Origin of the sequence: Streptomyces sp. NRRL F-6492 (genome assembly GCF_001280125.1) — a bacterium.
Classification (GTDB): Bacteria; Actinomycetota; Actinomycetes; order Streptomycetales; family Streptomycetaceae; genus Streptomyces.
Genome location: NZ_LGEG01000230.1, coordinates 1 through 18,977, shown reverse-complemented (window position 1 = coordinate 18,977; position 18,977 = coordinate 1). Strand labels below are relative to the sequence as shown.

General features: G+C 72.0%; 18 protein-coding genes and 1 pseudogene. 12 read left to right on the top strand and 7 right to left on the bottom strand.

What is annotated here, in order from left to right; translation table 11 throughout:
* Nucleotides 1–140: 140 nt before the first annotated feature.
* A complete protein-coding gene (locus ADL08_RS22600; RefSeq protein WP_053645830.1) occupies nucleotides 141–1,505 on the bottom strand; it encodes an APC family permease in 1,365 nt (454 codons plus the stop codon).
* Nucleotides 1,506–1,729: 224 nt separating this feature from the next.
* Between ADL08_RS22600 and ADL08_RS22595 the strand changes: the two genes are divergently transcribed.
* Nucleotides 1,730–2,773 (top strand): 4-hydroxy-3-methylbut-2-enyl diphosphate reductase, encoded by a 1,044-nt coding sequence (locus tag ADL08_RS22595; RefSeq protein WP_199837067.1) that lies wholly within the window; start codon nucleotides 1,730–1,732, stop codon nucleotides 2,771–2,773.
* 85 nt (nucleotides 2,774–2,858) lie between these two features.
* Nucleotides 2,859–3,602, top strand: a complete 744-nt coding sequence (ppgK, locus tag ADL08_RS22590; RefSeq protein ID WP_053645828.1) for a polyphosphate--glucose phosphotransferase — start codon at nucleotides 2,859–2,861, stop codon at nucleotides 3,600–3,602.
* A 33-nt stretch (nucleotides 3,603–3,635) separates the two neighbouring features.
* Here the strand turns inward: ppgK and ADL08_RS36775 are convergent, their stop codons facing one another.
* Nucleotides 3,636–4,382: a DUF6542 domain-containing protein gene (locus tag ADL08_RS36775; protein WP_420709649.1), complete on the bottom strand. Its 747-nt coding sequence runs from the start codon at nucleotides 4,380–4,382 to the stop codon at nucleotides 3,636–3,638.
* Nucleotides 4,383–4,543: 161 nt separating this feature from the next.
* On the opposite strand from ADL08_RS36775, the gene ychF reads away from it, so the two are divergent.
* Both ychF and ADL08_RS22575 read left to right on the top strand, forming a co-directional pair.
* Complete coding sequence (gene ychF, locus ADL08_RS22580; protein WP_053645826.1) at nucleotides 4,544–5,632, top strand: redox-regulated ATPase YchF; 1,089 nt, start codon at nucleotides 4,544–4,546, stop codon at nucleotides 5,630–5,632.
* A gap of 305 nt (nucleotides 5,633–5,937) precedes the next feature.
* Nucleotides 5,938–6,507: a GNAT family N-acetyltransferase gene (locus tag ADL08_RS22575; RefSeq protein ID WP_053645824.1), complete on the top strand. Its 570-nt coding sequence runs from the start codon at nucleotides 5,938–5,940 to the stop codon at nucleotides 6,505–6,507.
* A gap of 185 nt (nucleotides 6,508–6,692) precedes the next feature.
* Here ADL08_RS22575 and ADL08_RS39245 read toward each other — a convergent pair.
* The 5 genes and pseudogenes from ADL08_RS39245 to ADL08_RS22555 all read right to left on the bottom strand — a co-directional run.
* Nucleotides 6,693–6,848 (bottom strand): annotated as a pseudogene (locus ADL08_RS39245) (helix-turn-helix domain-containing protein); the annotation flags it as partial.
* On the bottom strand, nucleotides 6,848–7,054 hold the full coding sequence (locus tag ADL08_RS38335) for a tyrosine-type recombinase/integrase (protein WP_234352233.1): 207 nt from the start codon (nucleotides 7,052–7,054) through the stop codon (nucleotides 6,848–6,850). The pseudogene ADL08_RS39245 and the gene ADL08_RS38335, both read right to left, overlap by 1 nt.
* A complete protein-coding gene (locus ADL08_RS22565) occupies nucleotides 6,996–7,652 on the bottom strand; it encodes a site-specific integrase (RefSeq protein WP_234352232.1) in 657 nt (218 codons plus the stop codon). The genes ADL08_RS38335 and ADL08_RS22565 overlap by 59 nt, the downstream gene beginning before the upstream one ends.
* Nucleotides 7,649–8,200, bottom strand: a complete 552-nt coding sequence (locus ADL08_RS22560) for a hypothetical protein (RefSeq protein ID WP_053645821.1) — start codon at nucleotides 8,198–8,200, stop codon at nucleotides 7,649–7,651. Before ADL08_RS22560 ends, ADL08_RS22565 begins: the two co-directional genes overlap by 4 nt.
* A gap of 105 nt (nucleotides 8,201–8,305) precedes the next feature.
* On the bottom strand, nucleotides 8,306–9,274 hold the full coding sequence (locus tag ADL08_RS22555; protein WP_053645819.1) for a PDR/VanB family oxidoreductase: 969 nt from the start codon (nucleotides 9,272–9,274) through the stop codon (nucleotides 8,306–8,308).
* Nucleotides 9,275–9,565: 291 nt separating this feature from the next.
* Here ADL08_RS22555 and ADL08_RS22550 point away from each other — a divergent pair, with 291 nt between their 5' ends.
* From ADL08_RS22550 to carA, 8 genes are all read left to right on the top strand, one after another.
* On the top strand, nucleotides 9,566–10,741 hold the full coding sequence (locus ADL08_RS22550; protein ID WP_053645818.1) for a trans-sulfuration enzyme family protein: 1,176 nt from the start codon (nucleotides 9,566–9,568) through the stop codon (nucleotides 10,739–10,741).
* 240 nt (nucleotides 10,742–10,981) lie between these two features.
* Nucleotides 10,982–12,010 (top strand): SGNH/GDSL hydrolase family protein, encoded by a 1,029-nt coding sequence (locus tag ADL08_RS22545; RefSeq protein WP_053645817.1) that lies wholly within the window; start codon nucleotides 10,982–10,984, stop codon nucleotides 12,008–12,010.
* A gap of 182 nt (nucleotides 12,011–12,192) precedes the next feature.
* Nucleotides 12,193–14,364: an iron-containing redox enzyme family protein gene (locus tag ADL08_RS22540; protein WP_199837066.1), complete on the top strand. Its 2,172-nt coding sequence runs from the start codon at nucleotides 12,193–12,195 to the stop codon at nucleotides 14,362–14,364.
* Between the two features lie 129 nt (nucleotides 14,365–14,493).
* Nucleotides 14,494–16,332 (top strand): carbamoyltransferase, encoded by a 1,839-nt coding sequence (locus tag ADL08_RS22535; RefSeq protein ID WP_053645815.1) that lies wholly within the window; start codon nucleotides 14,494–14,496, stop codon nucleotides 16,330–16,332.
* Between the two features lie 51 nt (nucleotides 16,333–16,383).
* Nucleotides 16,384–16,530 carry a hypothetical protein gene (locus tag ADL08_RS37675; protein ID WP_199837065.1) on the top strand — a complete coding sequence of 49 codons (147 nt, stop codon included), beginning with the start codon at nucleotides 16,384–16,386 and terminating at the stop codon, nucleotides 16,528–16,530.
* A 92-nt stretch (nucleotides 16,531–16,622) separates the two neighbouring features.
* Nucleotides 16,623–17,417 (top strand): AzlC family ABC transporter permease, encoded by a 795-nt coding sequence (locus ADL08_RS22530; RefSeq protein WP_063885342.1) that lies wholly within the window; start codon nucleotides 16,623–16,625, stop codon nucleotides 17,415–17,417.
* Nucleotides 17,414–17,746 carry a branched-chain amino acid transporter permease gene (locus ADL08_RS22525; protein ID WP_053645814.1) on the top strand — a complete coding sequence of 111 codons (333 nt, stop codon included), beginning with the start codon at nucleotides 17,414–17,416 and terminating at the stop codon, nucleotides 17,744–17,746. Before ADL08_RS22530 ends, ADL08_RS22525 begins: the two co-directional genes overlap by 4 nt.
* A gap of 1 nt (nucleotide 17,747) precedes the next feature.
* On the top strand, nucleotides 17,748–18,899 hold the full coding sequence (gene carA, locus ADL08_RS22520; protein ID WP_053645812.1) for a glutamine-hydrolyzing carbamoyl-phosphate synthase small subunit: 1,152 nt from the start codon (nucleotides 17,748–17,750) through the stop codon (nucleotides 18,897–18,899).
* Nucleotides 18,900–18,977: the final 78 nt, after the last annotated feature.

Below are 18,977 nucleotides of genomic sequence, written 5' to 3'. Positions count from 1 at the left end.
ACGTCAGGACGGCGTACGGGGGCGGGGTAGGGGGGTGGAGTACGGGTGTTGCGGCGTACGGGGCGACGAAGGCGGGGTACGGGGTCGCGAAGGCGGCGTACGGGGCGGGGGCGGGAGGCATGGGGCGCAAGGCCGGGCCCTCACCGCGTCCGCGCCGCCCCCTGGACGGCCAGCACCACCAGGCCGATGCCCAGCCACACCACGCCCACCACCTGGGCCTCCACCGAGGCCTCGACGATCACCGCGACCAGGATCACGGCGCCGACCACCGGCGCCACCACGTGCTTCAGCACGTTCGGCGGCCCCTCCGCCCTGCGTACGGCGAACCAGCCCACCACGCTCGCGTGCAGCAGGACGAAGGCCGTCAGCGCGCCGACGTCGACCACCGACACCAGGTGGTCGAGGCCGTCGTCCCGCCGCGCCGCCCACACCGCCGCGACCATCGTCACCGTGGCGGACACGAGCAGCGCCACGCGCGGCACGCCGCCGTCCGTACGGGCGAGCAGGTGCGGCAGCCGCCGGTCGCGGCCCATCGCGAAGAGCAACCGCCCGCCGGCCGCCTGCCCGGCGAGCGCCGCGAAGGCCGCGCCGATCGCCTTGGAGGCGGCCACCAGGTCGTGCAGCCAGTCCCCGACCGAGGTGTCCACGGCGTCGTAGAAGGCGGACCCCTGCTTGCCGGGGTCGGCGGCGAGCTCGGCCGAGGAGACCGGTTCGAGCAGCGCCACCAGCCAGGTCTGCGCCACGAAGAGCACGCCCGCGAGCGCCAGGCAGAAGAGCAGCGCCCGCGCCACCTTCGCCGACCCCCCGGTGACCTCCTCCGCGAAGGAGGCGATCGCGTCGAAGCCCAGGTAGGAGAGGACGGCGACCGAGACCGCGCCGAGCACCGCCGCGAGCGAGAACGACGCGTCGCCGGTCAGCGGCGACCACCAGTCCCGCCGCGCCCCGTCCCGTACGAGCACCACCACCGCCGACGCGACGAAGACCAGCAGGACGGTGATCTCCATCGCGAGCACCGCGAAGCCGACGCGGGCCGCCGCCCGCACGCCCCGCAGGTTGAGCAGGGTGGTGAGGACCACGGCGATCCCGGTCCACACCCACCGGTCGACCGCGGGGACGAGCGCCTCCATGGCGATGCCCGCGAAGAGGTAGGCGACGGCGGGGATCAGCAGGTAGTCGAGCATCGCCATCCACCCGGCGACGAAGCCCGGCCCCTCCCCGAGGCCCTTGCGGGCGTACGTGAAGACGGAGCCGGCCTGCGGCGCGACCCGCACCATCTGGGCGTAGCTGAACGCCGTGAACGCCATGGCGACCGTCGCCACCACGTACACGAGCGCGACCGCGCCGTGCGACTTGGCGTCGAGCGTCCCGAAGACGCCGACCGGCGCCATGGGCGCGATGAAGAGCAGTCCGTAGACGACCAGGTCGCGGAACCCGAGATTCCGACGGAGCCCCGCGTGATCCGTACCGCCGTTCCCGCCCGCCGCCACCTGCGATTCCTCGGCCATGGGCTCAGTTTCGGCCACGACGGCGGCCGAACCGCTGAGCGACGCGGCCGTGGGGGAGGCCGGGGCGCCGAGGACGCGGCCGTGGGGGGAGACGGGGGCGCGGAGGATGCGGCCGGGGGGGGAGAGAGACGGGAGCGCGGAGGACCCGGCCGTGGGGGGAGAGCGGGGCGCGGAGCCCGTCCGCCGTGCCCGCCGACGCGGACGCGCGGGGACGCGGCCTTACGATGGGACGCATGACTGCAACGCCCGCGTCGACGCCCGATTCCGCCTCCGCGACGAACCGCCCGAAGCGTGTCCTGCTCGCCGCTCCCCGCGGCTACTGCGCGGGCGTGGACCGTGCCGTGATCGCGGTGGAGAAGGCCCTGGAGCAGTACGGGGCCCCGATCTACGTCCGGCACGAGATCGTCCACAACAAGTACGTCGTCCAGACCCTGGAGCGGAAGGGCGCGATCTTCGTCGACCAGGCGACCGAGGTGCCGCCGGGCAACATCGTGATGTTCTCCGCGCACGGCGTCGCCCCGAGCGTCCACGAGGAGGCCCGGCAGGGCCGGCTCGCGACCATCGACGCCACCTGCCCGCTGGTCACCAAGGTCCACAAGGAGGCCGTCCGCTTCGCCAAGGAGGACTTCGACATCCTCCTCATCGGCCACGAGGGCCACGAGGAGGTCATCGGCACCTCCGGCGAGGCCCCCGACCACATCCAGCTGGTCGACGGCCCCGAGGACGTCGCCAAGGTCGAGGTCCGCGACCCCTCCCGGGTCGTCTGGCTCTCCCAGACCACGCTGTCGGTGAGCGAGACGATGGAGACGGTCGACGCGCTGAAGGAGAAGTTCCCGCAGCTGATCTCCCCGCCGTCCGACGACATCTGCTACGCCACGCAGAACCGCCAGACCGCGATCAAGGAGCTGGCCGGCCAGGCCGACCTGGTGATCGTCGTCGGCTCGAAGAACTCCTCCAACTCGATCCGCATGGTCGAGGTCGCCAAGCAGGCCGGCGTGCCCGCCGCGTACCTCGTGGACTTCGCGAGCGAGATCGACGAGGCCTGGCTGGAGGGCGTGACCAGCGTCGGCCTCTCCTCCGGCGCCTCCGTCCCGGACGTCCTGGTGCAGGAGGTCCTGGAGTGGCTGGCCGAGCGGGGGTACGCGGACGTCGAGATCGTCAAGACGGCCGACGAGTCCCTGACCTTCTCGCTCCCCAAGGAGCTCCGCGACAAGGACCTGCGGGCCGTGGCCGAGCGGCTCGGCGCGGGCGGGCCGGCCGAGAAGTGACCCGGCCGCCCGGTCGCCCGGCCTCCCGGCCGGAGACCGACCCGGTCGGGGAGTAACGGGCCGCCCCAGCCCTTACGGTGGGTCCATGAACGTCTTCGGAGTGGACATCGGCGGCTCGGGGATCAAAGGCGCTCCCGTGGACCTGGAGCGCGGCGCGCTCACCGAGGAGCGCCACAAGGTACTGACCCCGCAGCCCGCCACGCCCGACGGTGTGGCGGGCTGCGTCGCGGAGGTCGTGGCGCACTTCGGCTGGACGGGCCCGGTGGGGGTGACCTTCCCGGGCGTGGTGGCGGGCTCCACGATCCGTACGGCCGCCAACGTGGACAAGTCCTGGATCGGCGTCGACGCGGGCGCGCTCATCGGCGAACGCGTCGGGGGCCTTCCGGTGACAGTCCTGAACGACGCGGACGCGGCCGGGATCGCGGAGATGACCTTCGGCGCGGGCCGGGGCCGCAAGGGCACGGTGATCATGCTGACCCTCGGCACGGGCATCGGCTCGGCCCTCTTCGTGGACGGCCGGCTCGTCCCGAACACGGAGCTGGGGCACCTGGAGCTCAAGGGCCACGACGCGGAGAAGCGGGCCTCGACGAAGGCCAAGGAGGACGAGGACCTCAGCTGGGAGCACTGGGCGACCAAGCGGGTGCAGAAGTACCTCGCGCACGTGGAGATGCTGTTCTCGCCGGAACTCTTCATCATCGGCGGCGGCGTCAGCCGCAAGGCGGACAAGTTCCTGCCGCTGATCGAGGACATCCGCGCGGAGATCGTCCCGGCGGAGCTGGAGAACAACGCGGGGATCGTGGGGGCGGCGATGGCGGCGGGAGGGGCGTAGGGCCGGAACGGGGACCCGCCGACCCACCGAGCCTCACCGGGCTTTGGCGGCCTTGGCGCTCTTGGCGACGGGGGCCACGGATCCCGTGGTCCCCGTGGTCCCCGTGGTCCCCGCGGTCCCGGCCGTCCCGCCGGTGACCCGGGTGCGCTGTTGCCGCCGCCCCATGTCCCGTACCTTCCGGACGCTGGCGATGACGCCGGCGACCAGGGTGCCGCCGTACAGCCACCCGGCGTGCACGGCGAGGGCGGTCACGACGGCCATGGCCTGGCCGCCGAGGCCGCCCGTGCCGCCCGCGATGGGGAGGACGCCGACGGCGAAGGCGATGGGGACGCCGATGGGGGCGGTGACCAGGTCGGCGGTACGGACCCAGAGCGCGGTCAGGGCGCTGACCGGCAGGAACAGCAGCCCGTAGGCGACGGGGGAGCCGTCCAGGAGCAGCAGGTCGAGGAAGCCGACCACCAGCATGACGGCGGAGGCGAAGAGCCCGGCGCCGAGCCCGGTGAGGCGGGGCGCGGGCAGCCGCCGCAGGGCGAGGACGACGGGGGGCACGGGCCGGCCGCCGGGCCGCCGGGCGGGGGCGGCCCCCGGGGCGCGGCCGGGAGCGCCCGGCGCTGGGGCCCGCTCGACGCGGGCGCGCCCGGCTCTGCCGGTCACGCGGTACACGGCGGCGCCCTCCACGAGCGGGCCGGAGGGCGCGGCGGGCGGCGGGGCGGCGGCCGGCGAACCGGACGATTTCGGCCGTCGGCGCCCCTGGGGCTGACTTGTCCTGTGCTGCTCCACCCGACCAACGTAGGTCGGAAGGGGGCGGGAAACGGGTCCGGGACACGCCCTTTGGGTGACCTTGCCCCCGAGAACGACCGAAGGCGGGCGTCACTGGCCGGTTCGCCCCGCCCGTAAACTGGGGGATCGGCCCACCATCCACACTTCAGGAAGTCGCCACCGTGTCGCTCACGATCGGAATCGTCGGTCTGCCGAATGTCGGCAAGTCGACCCTGTTCAACGCCCTGACCAAGAACGACGTGCTGGCGGCCAACTACCCGTTCGCCACGATCGAGCCCAACGTCGGCGTCGTCGGCGTCCCCGACGCCCGGCTGACCAAGCTGGCGGAGATCTTCAGCTCGCAGCGCGTGCTCCCGGCGACGGTCGACTTCGTCGACATCGCGGGCATCGTGCGCGGCGCGAGCGAGGGCGAGGGACTGGGCAACAAGTTCCTGGCGAACATCCGCGAGTCGGACGCGATCTGCCAGGTCATCCGCGCCTTCAAGGACGAGAACGTCGTCCACGTCGACGGCAAGGTCTCGCCGAAGGACGACATCGAGACGATCAACACGGAGCTGATCCTCGCGGACCTCCAGACGATCGAGAAGGTCCTGCCGCGCCTCCAGAAGGAGGTCCGGATCAAGAAGGACGTGGCGCCGAAGGTCGCCGCGGTCGAGGCGGCGCAGGCGATCCTGGAGAAGGGCGACACCCTCTTCTCGCAGGGCATCGTCCAGGGCTCGGAGAAGGCCGAGCTCCTCCACGACCTGCACCTGCTCACCGCGAAGCCGTTCCTCTACGTCTTCAACGTGGACGAGGACGAGCTGACGGACGACGCCTTCAAGGCCGAGCAGAGCGCCCTGGTCGCCCCGGCGGAGGCGATCTTCCTCAACGCCAAGCTGGAGCAGGACCTCGCCGAGCTCGACGAGGAGGACGCCATGGAGCTCCTCCAGTCCGTCGGCGCCGAGGAGCCCGGCCTCGCCACCCTCGCCCGCGTCGGCTTCGACACCCTCGGCCTCCAGACCTACCTGACGGCCGGCCCCAAGGAATCCCGCGCCTGGACGATCAAGAAGGGCGCCACGGCCCCCGAGGCGGCCGGCGTCATCCACACCGACTTCCAGAAGGGCTTCATCAAGGCCGAGGTCATCTCCTTCGCCGACCTCGTCGAAACGGGCTCGGTCGCCGACGCCCGCGCGGCGGGCAAGGCGCGCATGGAGGGCAAGGAGTACGTGATGCAGGACGGGGACGTGGTGGAGTTCCGCTTCAACGTCTAATACGTTCGGCGAAAGGCCGTCTGACCTGCGACGGAGCGGGTTGGGCGGCCTTTGCGGTCCGCACAGAGTCCGCAGCGTGCTGACTTCGGTCAGCGCGCGGGGGAGCGGCTACGCCGCTTCGTCGACCTGCGGCTGCGCATCGGCGGACTGGTCCGCGTACGCCTTGTCGACGGCGGCCCGGGTCCGCTCCTCGGAGTCGGGCCACAGGGGTAATGGTGACGTCGGGTATTGGAACTGTCCGAATGCCTTGGTCACGGCGGTGAAATGGGAGTGCGTCCCGGCGGGGGCCTCGGCAGGATGTGATCATGGTTGCCCCTTTGGACGTCCCGCGCCTGGTTGCAGGCGACAGTTTCGTACTCCGCTCCTGGGAGTTTGGTGATCTGCCTCTCGTCCGGGAGGCGTCGAGCGACGACTACATCCCGCTGATCACGACCGTTCCGTCGGTGTACTCGCAGGAAGCGGGCGAAGCCTTCGTCCAGCGGCAGTGGGAGCGGGCGTCCACTGGCAGTGGGTATCCGTTCGTCATCGTGCGGGTTGCGGACGGCCGATCGGTCGGGACGGTCGGCTTGTGGCTGAGAGAGTTGAACGAGGGCCGCGCGTCGCTGGGCTATTGGGTGGTCGGCTCGGCTCGTGGCCAGGGGGTTGCCGCGGAAGCCCTTCGAGCGGTCACCGCCTGGGCCCTCGGTGACCTGCAGATTCCTCGTCTTCAGCTATATGTCGAGCCGTGGAATGCCGCCTCGCAGCGGACGGCTGAGCGCGTGGGCTTCCAGCGTGAGGGGCTGCTTCGCAGCTGGCAGCAGGTAGGTGAAAAGCGTCGGGACATGATCATGTATTCGATGCTGGGGACCGATCTGTCCTCATCGGCCGCTTGCTGACTTCGGCGGCGTAGGTTGCCCAGTCGCCGGCGGAGAGTCGTTGCCAGGCGACGGCGACGTCGGTGTGGATGCCGAGGGTGCGGGCGAGGATCGCGGCGGGGATCTCGGTGGCGATCTGGAAGAGCGCGGTGCTGCGGGCCTGGTGGGGCCGGATCCCGAGCTGGTTCAGGCGCTGGGTCAGCTGGCCGCTCGGGGCGCTCGACAACGAGCCGGTAGACCTGGCTGGACGACAGGGTGATGCCCCGTTTGTCCAGTAGGGGGATGAGGTCGGTGGTGGAGAAGAGCCCTCGGTCGGCCATGATCTTGCGCAAGTGCCAGTGGTAGTCGAGCTTCGCGGCCATCAGCGGCCCTTGTTTGCGGGGAACGGGGCGAGCGCGGGCGCAAGTGCCCTGTGGAGCATGGTGTTCATGAAGTCGTCGCTGACGTGGGTGTAAATGGCGGTGGAGCTGTCATTCTCGTGACCGACTTGCTGCTGGAGAAACCGGCGGTCAACCCCGTCCTCCGTGAGGTGGGTGACGTAGGAGTGGCGAGCGGAGTGGACGGTCAGCGCCTTCGGGAGCTTCAGCGCGTCGCGGTAGGCGACGAACCCGGGCGTTGATCTCCGCAGGCTTGACCCGGCCGCCCCGCTCGGTCACCCACAAGGCGGGGTGATCCTCGCAGCCGAACCGCGGCCGTACGTTCTCCACGTAATCGGTGACCGCGTCCACCGCCCAGTCCATCACTGACAGCACGTTCCGACGGCGCGGTGGCTGCCCCTTCTTCGCTTTGCCGTAGCGGACGTTGAGGGTGCCGTACCGGCCGAACTGCGGTGCCTTCGCGTTCCGCCCGAAGTCGACGACATCCAGCTTCGATGTCTCCGTCCGGCGCAGACCCCACCCATAGATGACCTTGAAGAGGGTGGCATCGCGGTAGGCGGCGAGGGCTCCCTTGCGCTTGGCCCGTACCGCTCGATCGACCTGGTCGTCGGCGTAGTCGAGGAAGCGTTGGATCTCCTCGCGGGTGAACGGCCTCGCCTCGGGGCGCCCCTCGTACTCGTGCGGGTCGGCGACGTGCCTCAGCCCGTCGAGGCAGGCGGCGAAGCGGACGTGCTCGTCCGGGTGCCGGGTGCCGGGTGCCGGGTGCCGCGGGACGTCGTGGACGTTCATGCGGCTCCCTCCTCGCGCTCGGTCATCGCTGCCGGGGCCGGCTGTCCCAGGGAGTGGTGCTCGTAGGAGGGCTCGGGTGCCGTGAAGCCCAGGCCGTTCTCGTCGAGCGCGTTGAAGACGGTGACCCGGCCGTGCGGGAAGACGAATCCGATGGCCACCATCCCCCGGGCCGCGTCGTCGCCGCGCCACTCCAGGAGCTCGACGTCCCGGAGCACCCGGCCCTGGAGCGAGGCCGGGGCCGGCACCGCGTCGTGGCGCCGGCGCAGGTCGAACCCCGGCCAGTGGGCGGACCCGCGGGGAGCCAGGGAGTTCCAGCTCACCGCGAGGTCGTCGAACTTCCGGTGCTGGATCTCGGCCTGCTCCCCGCCGAAGTCGAGCAGAACGGGACCGTCGGCGAACCACGTGTCGTCCGCGACGTCCCACAGCAGCCAGGCCCGTGTCAGCGTCCTCCCCACGAGCGCGCGCAGACGGTCGCCGTGGCCGGCGGTGATCGCGGCACGGCCGCACAGCCACTCGGGGGCGTAGGTCTCGATGTCGAAGTCGAACACCCGGACATCGTGCCAAGCGAGCGACTGGACGCTCCGTCGGCGGCCGGTCCGCGGGTGCCGGGAGGGCCGGCCTCCCCGGAGGCGCCTGCCAGGCCGTTCCCGTTCCTACAGGTCCAGCGTCAGGCGGGCGCTTCTGGAGCGGCCCACGCAGATCATCATCGTCGTTCCCGTCTCGCGTTCCTCGTCCGTGAGGAGCGTGTCCCGGTGGTCCGGGGTGCCCGCGAGGACCTTCGTCTCGCAGGTGCCGCAGATGCCCTGCTCGCAGGAGTACGGGACCTCCGGCACCGTCTCGCGGACCACGTCGAGGAGGCTCCGGTCGGCCGGCACGCGGAGGGTCGTCCCGGTGCGGCGCAGTTCCACCTCGAAGCTTCCGTCGGCCGGGGGGACGTCGGGCCGGGGCGGCGGGCGGAAGCGCTCCAGGTGCAGGGAGCCCGGCGGCAGCAGGCGCTCGGTGCGGCTCCGTACCGCCTCCAGCAGGCCCTCCGGGCCGCAGCAGTAGACCACCGTTCCCTCCGGCAGTCCCGTCAGCGTCCGGTCCAGGTCCGGCAGGCCGTGGCTGTCCTGCGGCCACAGGACGACCTCCCCGCCGCGCAGGGCGGACAGCTCCGCCCGGAAGGCCATGGTGTCCAGGGACCTGCCGCCGTAGAGCAGTGACCAGCTCGGCGCATTCGGGCGTCCCGACAGTTCGCGGAGCATCGGCAGGACCGGCGTGATGCCGATCCCGCCCGCCACGAACACGTACCGGGAGGCCGGGACCAGCGGGAAGTGGTTGCGCGGGCCGCGCACCGTCAGCCTGCGGCCGGTCAGCCCCGTCGTGTGCAGCTCCTCCGACCCGCCCCGGCCGTCCGCGACGCGCAGCACCGCGATCCGGTACGCGTCGCGGTCCTCCGGCCGGCCGCACAGCGAGTACGAGCGGACGAGGCCCGACGGCAGCTCGACGTCGACGTGCGCCCCCGGCGCCCACTCCGGCAGCGGGCCGCCGCCCGGATCCGCCAGCGTGACCCCCAGGACCCCCTCTGCCTCCGGTTCCGTGCGGACGACCGTCAGCTCGCGCACCGGTTCTGCGGTGTTCATCGACGTACTGCCTCTCCTCGGCGTTCGTGGGCGACGGGCACCCATCCTCCGGCGCCGCCCCGGGCCGCGCCACGCTTCCCCACCGGCACGAAAGTGCATCGCACGAAACTGCCGCGACATCCTTTCCCACGAGGGGTTTTCCCGGTCGCCGGGGCGTTTTCTGGCACACCCGTGCCATGCATCTTCGTGGCACCCGGCAAGCGGTGACAGGCGGCCCGGACCGCGTGAAGCTGAGTTCCGCCGCGGTACGCCGAGTACGCCGGGCAATCCCCACACCCCGAGAGGAACACCGTGCCGACACAGCTGCATCCGGAGACCCAGGCGATCCATGTAGGGATTCCCGATCTGGGTGGGGCCCGGCCGCTGAACACGCCGCTCTACCAGACCGCCAACTTCGGCTACGACAACCCCGAGGACCTGGCCGAGGCCATCAACAGCCCGGAGTCGTTCGCCTACCTGCGCAACTCCAACCCCACGGTCCGCGCCCTGGAGAACGCCGTCTCCGCCCTGGAGGGCGCCGCCGCCAGCCTCGCCACCTCCAGCGGCATGGGCGCGATCCACACGGTGCTGCACACCCTGCTCGGCAGCGGCGACCACGTCATCGTCCAGAAGCACCTGTACGGCGGGACGTTCGCCCTGCTGCGCGACCTCTCCGCACGCTACGGCGTGGACGTCACCTACGTCGACGGGCGGGACGCGGCCGAGGTCACCGAGGCCCTGCGGCCGACCACCAAGGTCCTCTACCTGGAGACCCTCTCCAACCCCACCGCCCAGGTCACCGACCTGCCCGCCTTCTTCGCCGCCGGCCGGGCCGCCGGGCTGACCTGCGTCGTCGACAACACCTTCGCCTCCCCGATCGGCTGCCGGCCGATCTCCCTCGGGGCCGACGTGGTGGTGCACTCCTCCACCAAGTTCCTCTCCGGCCACTGCGACGTCCTCGGCGGCATCGCCTCCTTCGCCGACGCCGCGCTGCACCGCGAGGTGTGGTCCCGCTCGCTGGAGACCGGCACCATCGCCGACCCGTTCGCCGCCTGGCTGACCCTGCGCGGACTCGCCACCCTGGGGCTGCGCATGCGCCGCCACCACGAGAACGCCGACGGCCTCGCCACGTTCCTGTCCGGCCACCCCAGGGTCGCCAAGGTCCACTGGCCCGGACTCCCCGACCACCCCGGCCACGAGCTGGCCCGGCGCCTGCTGCCCGACGGGTACGGCGGCGTCCTGGCCATCGACGTCGAGGGCGGGCGCAAGGAGACCGTCGAGTTCACCCGGCGGCTGCGGGTCGCCGACCGCGCCGTCTCCCTCGGCGGCTTCAAGACCCTCGTGCAGCAGCCCTCCGCCACCTCCCACCGCTCGATGGACGCCGAGGGCCTGCGCGCCATCGGGATCACGGAGGGGACGGTCCGCATCGCCGTCGGCCTCGAACACCTCGACGACCTGAAGGCGGACTTCGCCCAGGCGCTGGACTGATCCTCCCCGTCACCCACGCGCGGGACCCGAACCCGCCCACGCGCGGGACCCGAACCCGCCCACGCGCGGGACCCGAACCCGCCCACGCGCGGGACCCGAACCCGCCGATGCGCGGGACCCGAACCCGCCGATGCGCGAGACCCGAGCCCGCCGATGCGCGAGACCCGAACAAGCCGGTCCCCAGGCACCCGAACACGCCGATCCGCCGCCCGCACCGCACCCGCAAGGAGCACCCCGCACATGTCCCATCGCGCCGCCCTCACCCCGCAGATGCTGCAGTACTCCGAGAAGTTCGACGACCGCGGCGACATCCGCTGGATGCCGTACCTCATGTACTTCCACGCCGCCGGCCACCGCTCCGACGTCGTCAACACGGACCGGCTCGGCTTCCGCGTCTCCCACGGTCCGGACGGGCGGACCGCCTCGGTCGGCGGGCCGCTCCCCGAAGGGCCGGTCCGGCTGTTCGCCGGCAGCTCCACCTCGTTCGGCATCGGCGCCAGCGCCGACCGGCACACCCTGCCCTCGCGGCTGTGGAGCGAGCACGCCCCGTCCCTGCCGTGGCTCAACTTCGCCGGCCGCAGCCACAACTCCACCCAGGAACTGCTCCTCTTCACCCTCTACCGGCACCTGCTTCCCAAGGTCGACGAGATCGTCCTCTTCTCCGGCTTCAACGACCTCGGCCTGAGCCGGCTGCCCTCCTCCGTGCGCGGCGACAGCGGCGCGTTCTTCAACTGCAACGACTTCTACGGGCAGATGGAGGAGCTGCGCACCCGCAACCGCAAGGCGTCCACCGGACGCGGCCTGTTCGGCGGCCGCCGTCAGCCGGCCCCCGAGCCCGTCGACACCCGGGTCCCGGACCTCTCGGAGCAGATCGACATCGGCTCCGAGACGACGCTGCGCCACCTGGACGGCTGGCGGCTGCTGGCCGAGGGCATGGGCGCGAAGCTGACCTTCGTGCTCCAGCCGCTGGCCACCTGGGTCCGCGAGGAGCCCGCCCCGCAGGAGAAGCTGATCTTCGAGGAGCTCGACGCCCTCTCCAACTTCGGCGCGGTCTACGGCGACATCTCGTCGATGGACGCCCGGGAGACGTACTCCAAGGCGCTCCAGGCCGGCTGCGAGCGGATGGGCGTGCGCTACCTCGACAGCAACCCGGTCATCGCCGACGCGATCGGCAAGGACGACTGGCTCTTCGTCGACCGCATCCACTTCACCGACGAGGGCCACGACCTCGTCGCCGGGCTCCTCGCCGGGGAACTCGGCCTCAGCTAGCACCCCCCTGCCCCCCCGACCCCTTCTCCGCCACCTCAAAGGACACCGTCATGGCCTTCCTGCGCAACCTCGTCGACAAGCTCCTCGGCCGTCGGCCGAAGCCGAAGAACGACGCCTCCATCTACCCGATGTTCTGACCGGTCACCGACCGGCAAACCCCGCACCCGAGAGAGAGGACCGACGTGGCAGCGCCCACCGTGGCCGCGGCACCGACCCGCCCCACCGGCCCGGACCCCGCCCCCGCCGCCGAAACCGCCGAAACCGCCGGGGCCGTCTACGGCAGAGTCGTGGACCCCGAGGCGGCCCTGCCCTCGGGCCGTCTGCTCGCCCAGATCCGCGCCGAGCTCGCCGCCGGCCAGGACCCGGACGGCACCCTGGACGACCTGCGGCAGCGGGCGTCCGACTGGTCGGCGACGGAGGCCCTGCGGTTCCAGGAGCTGATGGGCCCGCTCGACCCCGGCACCCGGGCCGTGCTCGTCCGCCGCACCGCGCTGGCCTGCGCGCCGCTCGCGCTGATGTCCGGCGCCTGGCTGCAGTGGCTGAGTTCGCCGGGCAACGGGGACGACCCCGCCGTCCTGGCCGTCCTCGCCCTGTACGCGTCGGACCTCGGCGTCGGCGACCCGCGCGCCTCGCGCGGCGACGCCTACCTGCCGGTGCTGCGGCACCTGGGCGTGTCCGAGAACGCCGTGCCCGCCGGCCGGCTCGCGGCCGACCAGCGCCTGGACGACGGCCACTTCCGCCTCCCGGCCCTGCTGCTCGCCATGAGCCGGCGCCCGGACGACTTCCTGCCGGAGATCCTCGGCGCCGACCTGTGCCTGCGGTCGGCGGGCCTGCTGCCGGCGCTGACGCCGGTACGGGCCGAGCTGCCGGCGGTCACCCGCTGGGAGACCGTCGACCCCGCCACCGGGCGCGGTACGGGCCCCGGCGGCGCGGACCTGGCCCTGGCCGCCGTGCGGCGGGTCGTCGAGCGGGACGGCGAGGACGCCCGCGTACGGGTCGCCACCGGCTTCCGCTGGGCGCTGGCCGCCCTGCGGGAGTGGACGCGGCGGCTGTACGACGAGCTGGCCGCCGCCGTCGACCCGGCGTTCGAGATGGCCGAGCTGATGCGGCAGCGGGCCCGCGAGGGCGCGGTGTACCACCACGGGTTCCCCCTGGAGGGGCGGCCGCTCGCCGACTGGCTGAAGGAGTGCCGGACCGACCCGCGGCCCATGCTGGGGGCGCTGTCCCGCAGCCGCCTGGTGCGGCCGGGCGACCCGGGCAGGAGCATGCTGGTCAACGGCCTGGTGGGGGAGAACGGCCAGATGTTCCGGGTGTTCTCGCCCGAGGACCTGGACGTGGTGCGCCGGTGGATCGGCTCCCTGCCCGGACCCGCGGTCGGCACCCCCGAGGGCGGCGCGGCCCTCGCCCCGTCCCGTCCGCTCGGCCTCACCGCCTGGCGGGCCGAGTCCGACGGGCGGCCCCCCGAGGACCTGCGGGAGGCCTACCACCTGCTCCTGAACCGCACCGACACGCCCGCGGTGCGCGCCTGGGCCCACGAGTACGCGCACGGCTGGCTCGGCCGGTCGCGGCACGGCATGGACGACGCGGAGACGCCGCTGCCGCGGCGGTGGACCCCGCGGGGGCTGCGGCCCTGGCTGGTGGACATGCACGACCGGCACAGCGAGGCGTTCGAGCAGGGCACCGCGCAGGAGCTGCCCAGTCGCGAGGCGCTGGTCGACTCCACCGTGCAGCTCGCCCCGCTGACCCTGATCGACGGGGCCTGGATCATGGGCTTCACCGACTACGAGCACGCCTCGTCGGAGATCGGGCACTCCCTCTTCGACACCTACTGGGACGAGCTGGGCAACGGCGAGGCGGACCTGAACCACCCGCTCATCTACCGCGAGGTGCTCACCGAGATGGGCGCCGACCTGCCGCCCACCGCCGCCCGCGCGTTCGCGGAGTGGGAGGGCTTCCGGGACTCCTCCTTCGAGCTGCCGGTGTACTGGCTGAGCATCGGCCGGTTCCCGCAGACCTTCATGCCCGAGGTGCTCGGCCTGAACCTGGCGATGGAGCTCTCCGGCGTCGGCGGCACCTACCGGCGGGCCCGGCTCGCCCTGAAGAAGTACGGGTTCAGCACCCGCTTCGTCGACATCCACAACACCGTGGACAACGTGGCCACCGGTCACTCGGCGTGGGCCGCCGACGCCATCGACACCTACCTGTCGTCCCTCACGGTCTCCCAGGGCGCGGGCGCGGTGGACGCCGCCTGGGCGCGCGTGCGCACCGGATACCGCTCGCTCAACCCGCCGACGGGCTTCCGGGCCCGCCAGGCCGCGCGCCGGGCCGCGCGCTCCGCGGGCAAGCCCCGCTGACCCGCCCGCCCGCAGGAACGCAGACCCGCCCCGCAGGTCCCGAACCCACCGCCGCACCCCACCGCCGCACCTCACCGCCGTACCCACCGCCGCACCCCACCGCCGCATCCCACCCCGAGGAGCACTCCCATGCCCGATCTGATCCTGGGCATAGCCGCCTACTACCACGACAGCGCGGCTGCCCTGATCGTCGACGGCGTCCCCGTGGCCGCCGCCCAGGAGGAGCGGTTCAGCCGCGTCCGGCACGACTCGGCCTTCCCCGCCAATGCCATCCGCTACTGCCTGGAGGAGGCGGGCGCCACCCTCGACGACGTCTCCGCCGTCGCCTACTACGAGGACCCGGAGCTGAAGTGGCGCCGCGTCCTCACCACCTTCGCCGGCGCCGCGCCGGGCGGCTTCCCCTCCTTCCGCGACACCCTCCCCGGCTGGCTGAAGTGGAAGCGCCGCACCGCCGACGTGGTCCGCGGCGAGCTGGCCGGCCTCGGCCTGGGCCGGGTCCCCGAGCTCCACGTCCGCCGGCACCACGAGTCGCACGCCGCCTCGGCGTTCTACCCCAGCCCCTACGAGTCCGCCGCCGTGCTGTGCATCGACGGGGTCGGCGAATGGGCCACCACCACGCTGTGGCACGGCCGCGGCACCGAGCTGGACGCGGTCTCCGAGATCCGCTTCCCGCACTCCCTCGGCCTGCTGTACTCGGCGTTCACCTACTTCTGCGGCTTCAAGGTCGACTCGGGCGAGTACAAGCTGATGGGCCTCGCCCCCTACGGCAAGCCCCGCTACGCCCAGCTGATCCGCGAGAAGCTGATCGACATCAAGCCGGACGGCTCGTTCCGGCTCGACATGGACTACTTCGAGTACCTGCGCGGCCAGGTGATGACCGGACGCGGCTTCGAGAAGCTCTTCGGCGGTCCTCGCCGATCCCCCGAAGGCCCTCTCACCGAGCGGGAGTTCGACCTCGCCGCCTCGGTGCAGCAGGTCACCGAGGAGGTCGTGCTCCTCCTCGCGCAGCACGCCCGCGAGGTCACGGGCGAGCGCCACCTGGTGATGGCCGGCGGAGTGGCCCTGAACTGCGTCTCCAACGGCAGGATCATCAACGCGGGCATCTTCGACGAGGTGTGGGTCCAGCCCGCGGCGGGCGACGCGGGCGGCGCGCTCGGCGCGGCCCTCGCCGTCGCCTCGGACCGCGGCGCCCGGCGCGACCACCTCGGCAACGGCACGGACGGCATGTCCGGCTCGCTGCTCGGTCCCGAGTTCGACGACGAGGAGATCGCCGCCTACCTGGACGGGCAGGGCATCCCGTACACCCGCCTCACCCCCGAGGAGCTGGCCCGCCAGACCGCGGCGGAGCTGGCGCGGGGGAAGATCGTCGGCTGGTTCCAGGGCCGGATGGAGTTCGGGCCCCGGGCGCTGGGCGCGCGGTCGATCGTCGGCGACCCGCGCGACCCGGCCATGCAGTCCGCCATGAACCTCAAGATCAAGTTCCGGGAGTCATTCCGGCCCTTCGCCCCCTCGGTGCTCGCCGAGGACGCCAAGGACTACTTCGAACTCCACCAGGAGAGCCCCTACATGCTGGTGGTCACCGGCGTCTCGCCCGCCCAGCGGATCGAGACGGAGGCGGGGGACGACGGCGTCGGCGGACTCGACCTGCTCAAGGTGCGGCGCTCCACCATTCCGGCCGTCACCCACGTCGACCACTCGGCCCGGGTGCAGACCGTCACCGCCGAGCGGAACGCCCCGTACCACCGGCTGCTCACCGAGTTCAAGGAGCAGACCGGCTGCCCGGTCCTGGTCAACACCTCCTTCAACGTGCGCGGCGAGCCGATCGTCGCCAGCCCCGCCGAGGCGTACGCCTGCTTCATGCGGACCGACATCGACCGCCTCGCCGTCGGCAACTTCCTGCTCCGCAAGGAGGACCAGCCGGTCTGGCGGGAGGAGACCGACTGGCGAGACGAGATCCCCCTCGACTGACCAAAAAAGCGTCAGAAACCGATAGAAAGCAACAGAAAGGGCGTACGAGCCGTGCGTACCGTACTACTGGCCATCGTCTACTACCTGGTGGTCACCCCCCTCGGCCTCCTGGCGCGGGTGGTCCGCGACCCACTCGCCCGGGGCATCGACCCCAAGGCCGCCAGTTACTGGGCCGCCCCCATCCCGTCCGCGGTCTGAGTCCCGCCGGCGACCGGGGGGAGAGGATCCACCGAACCCCCTCTCCCCCCGGCCGCCCGGGCCCCCACGAACACGAACTCGCAGGAGAGAGCATGCGCGCATCGCCGCCCCCCACAGAACGGACGGACCACCGGCAGCCCGAGGGAGGCTTCGGAGAGGCGGTCCGGCTCACCGTGCCCGTCGCCATGGCGTACATCCCGCTGGGAGTGGCGTTCGGCGTGCTGCTGACCGCGAGCGGCATCAACTGGTACTGGGCCCCGCTCTCCACCCTGCTGATCTACGCGGGATCCATCGAGTTCCTCGCCGTCGGCTTCATGGTGGCCGGACTGCCGCTCTACCAGGTCGCGTTCACCTCGCTGATCGTGAACTTCCGGCACATCTTCTACGGCCTGTCCTTCCCGATCGACCGGCTGCGCGGGAAGGCGCGGAAGGCGTACGGCGTCTTCGCCCTGACCGACGAGACCTACGGCATCACCTCCGCCGGCCCCGGCATGCACCTGACCGGCCGGCAGATCACCGTCCTCCAAGTGGTCAGCCACGTCTGGTGGTTCCTCGGCGCGCTGCTCGGCGCCCTGCTCGGCCAGGTGATCCCGGAGAGCGTCAAGGGCTTCGAGTTCGCCCTCACCGCCATGTTCCTGACCCTCGCGGTCAACGCGGTGCGCACCAGCAGGAGCGCGACCCTCGTCCTCCTCGCCCTGGGCGCCGGAGTGATCGGCTACCTCGTGGACCGGTACGTGATCGGGGAGTCGTTCCTCATCGTGAGCCTGCTGCTCTACGTGGTCGTCATCAGCGCCATGTACCGGAAGGACCGGGGCAGGAACACGGACGCGAGCACGGGCACGAACACCGACACGGACACCGACGAGAACGAGGAGCAGGCGAAGTGAACACCCTTTCCGACGCGCACGCGTTCGCCGTCGTCGGCGTGATCGCCCTGGTGACCCTGGCCCTCCGGGCCGCCCCCTTCGTCGTCCTGGGGAAGCTGGCCACGAGCGGCTACCTGCGCTACCTCGGCGAGAAGATGCCGACCGGGGTGATGGTGCTCCTCGTGGCGTACACCATCAAGGACCTCGACGTGACCGTCTACCCGTTCGGGCTGCCGAAGCTGGTCTCGCTCGCCGTGGCGGCGGTCATGTACTGGAAGACGGACAACGCCCTGCTGTCGATCGGCGGCGGCGTCGCGCTGTACATGGTTCTCGTCAACGGGGTGATCTGACGTGGGGACGCGGAGAGAAGCCGGCGGGGCCGCGGGCGCGGTGCTCGTCCTGGAGGACGGACGCAGTTTCCGCGGGCGCGCCTACGGCGCGGTGGGGGAGACCTTCGGCGAGGCGGTCTTCAACACCGGCATGACCGGCTACCAGGAGACCCTGACCGACCCGTCGTACCACCGCCAGGTCGTGGTGATGACCGCCCCGCACGTCGGCAACACCGGCGTCAACGACGAGGACCCCGAGTCCGGCCGCATCTGGGTGGCGGGCTACGTGGTCCGCGACCCCGCCCGGATGCCGTCCAGCTGGCGGTCCAAGCGCTCCCTGGACGAGGAACTGGCCGCCGAGGGCGTCGTCGGGATCTCCGGCGTCGACACCCGCGCCCTCACCCGCCACCTGCGCGAGCGCGGCGCGATGCGCGTCGGCATCTTCTCCGGGGAGGCGGTCGAGGACGAGGCGGTGCTCCTCGAACGGGTGCGGCAGGCCCCGCCGATGAGGGGCGCGAACCTCTCCGCCGAGGTCGCCACGGACAGGCCGTACGTCGTCCCCGCCGTCGGCGAGAAGAAGTTCACCGTCGCGGCGATCGACCTCGGCATCAAGGGCATGACCCCGCACCGGATGGCCGAGCGCGGCATCGAGGTCCACGTCCTGCCCGCCACCGCCACGCTGGAGCAGGTGTACGCGGTGGCGCCGGACGGGGTGTTCGTGTCCAACGGTCCCGGGGACCCCGCCACGGCGGACCTGACGGTGGTCAGGGGAGTACTGGAACGCGGGACGCCGCTGTTCGGGATCTGCTTCGGACACCAGCTGTTCGGCCGGGCGCTCGGCTTCGGCACGTACAAGCTGAAGTACGGCCACCGGGGCATCAACCAGCCGGTCCAGGACCGCACCACCGGTGAGGTCGAGGTCACCGCGCACAACCACGGCTTCGCCGTGGACGCGCCGCTGGACGGCCCGGTGGACACGCCGTTCGGCCGGGCGGAGGTCACCCACGTGTGCCTGAACGACCAGGTGGTGGAGGGGCTGCGGCTCATCGACCGTCCGGCCTTCTCGGTCCAGTACCACCCCGAGGCGGCAGCGGGCCCGCACGACGCCGCGTACCTCTTCGACCGCTTCACGTTCTTGATGGAAACCGCCCTGATGGAGGCCGAGCGTGCCTAAGCGCACCGATATCCAGTCCGTCCTGGTCATCGGCTCCGGCCCGATCGTGATCGGCCAGGCCGCCGAGTTCGACTACTC

Coding starts and splice junctions, on each gene's coding strand:
- ADL08_RS22565 (WP_234352232.1), bottom strand. CDS start 7,652: ATGAACGTCCACGACGTCCCGCGGCACCCGGCACCCGGCACCCGGCAC.
- ADL08_RS22600 (WP_053645830.1), bottom strand. CDS start 1,505: ATGGCCGAGGAATCGCAGGTGGCGGCGGGCGGGAACGGCGGTACGGAT.
- ADL08_RS22595 (WP_199837067.1), top strand. CDS start 1,730: ATGGGACGCATGACTGCAACGCCCGCGTCGACGCCCGATTCCGCCTCC.
- ppgK (WP_053645828.1), top strand. CDS start 2,859: ATGAACGTCTTCGGAGTGGACATCGGCGGCTCGGGGATCAAAGGCGCT.
- ADL08_RS22545 (WP_053645817.1), top strand. CDS start 10,982: ATGTCCCATCGCGCCGCCCTCACCCCGCAGATGCTGCAGTACTCCGAG.
- ADL08_RS22535 (WP_053645815.1), top strand. CDS start 14,494: ATGCCCGATCTGATCCTGGGCATAGCCGCCTACTACCACGACAGCGCG.
- ADL08_RS22530 (WP_063885342.1), top strand. CDS start 16,623: ATGCGCGCATCGCCGCCCCCCACAGAACGGACGGACCACCGGCAGCCC.
- ADL08_RS22575 (WP_053645824.1), top strand. CDS start 5,938: ATGGTTGCCCCTTTGGACGTCCCGCGCCTGGTTGCAGGCGACAGTTTC.
- ADL08_RS22555 (WP_053645819.1), bottom strand. CDS start 9,274: ATGAACACCGCAGAACCGGTGCGCGAGCTGACGGTCGTCCGCACGGAA.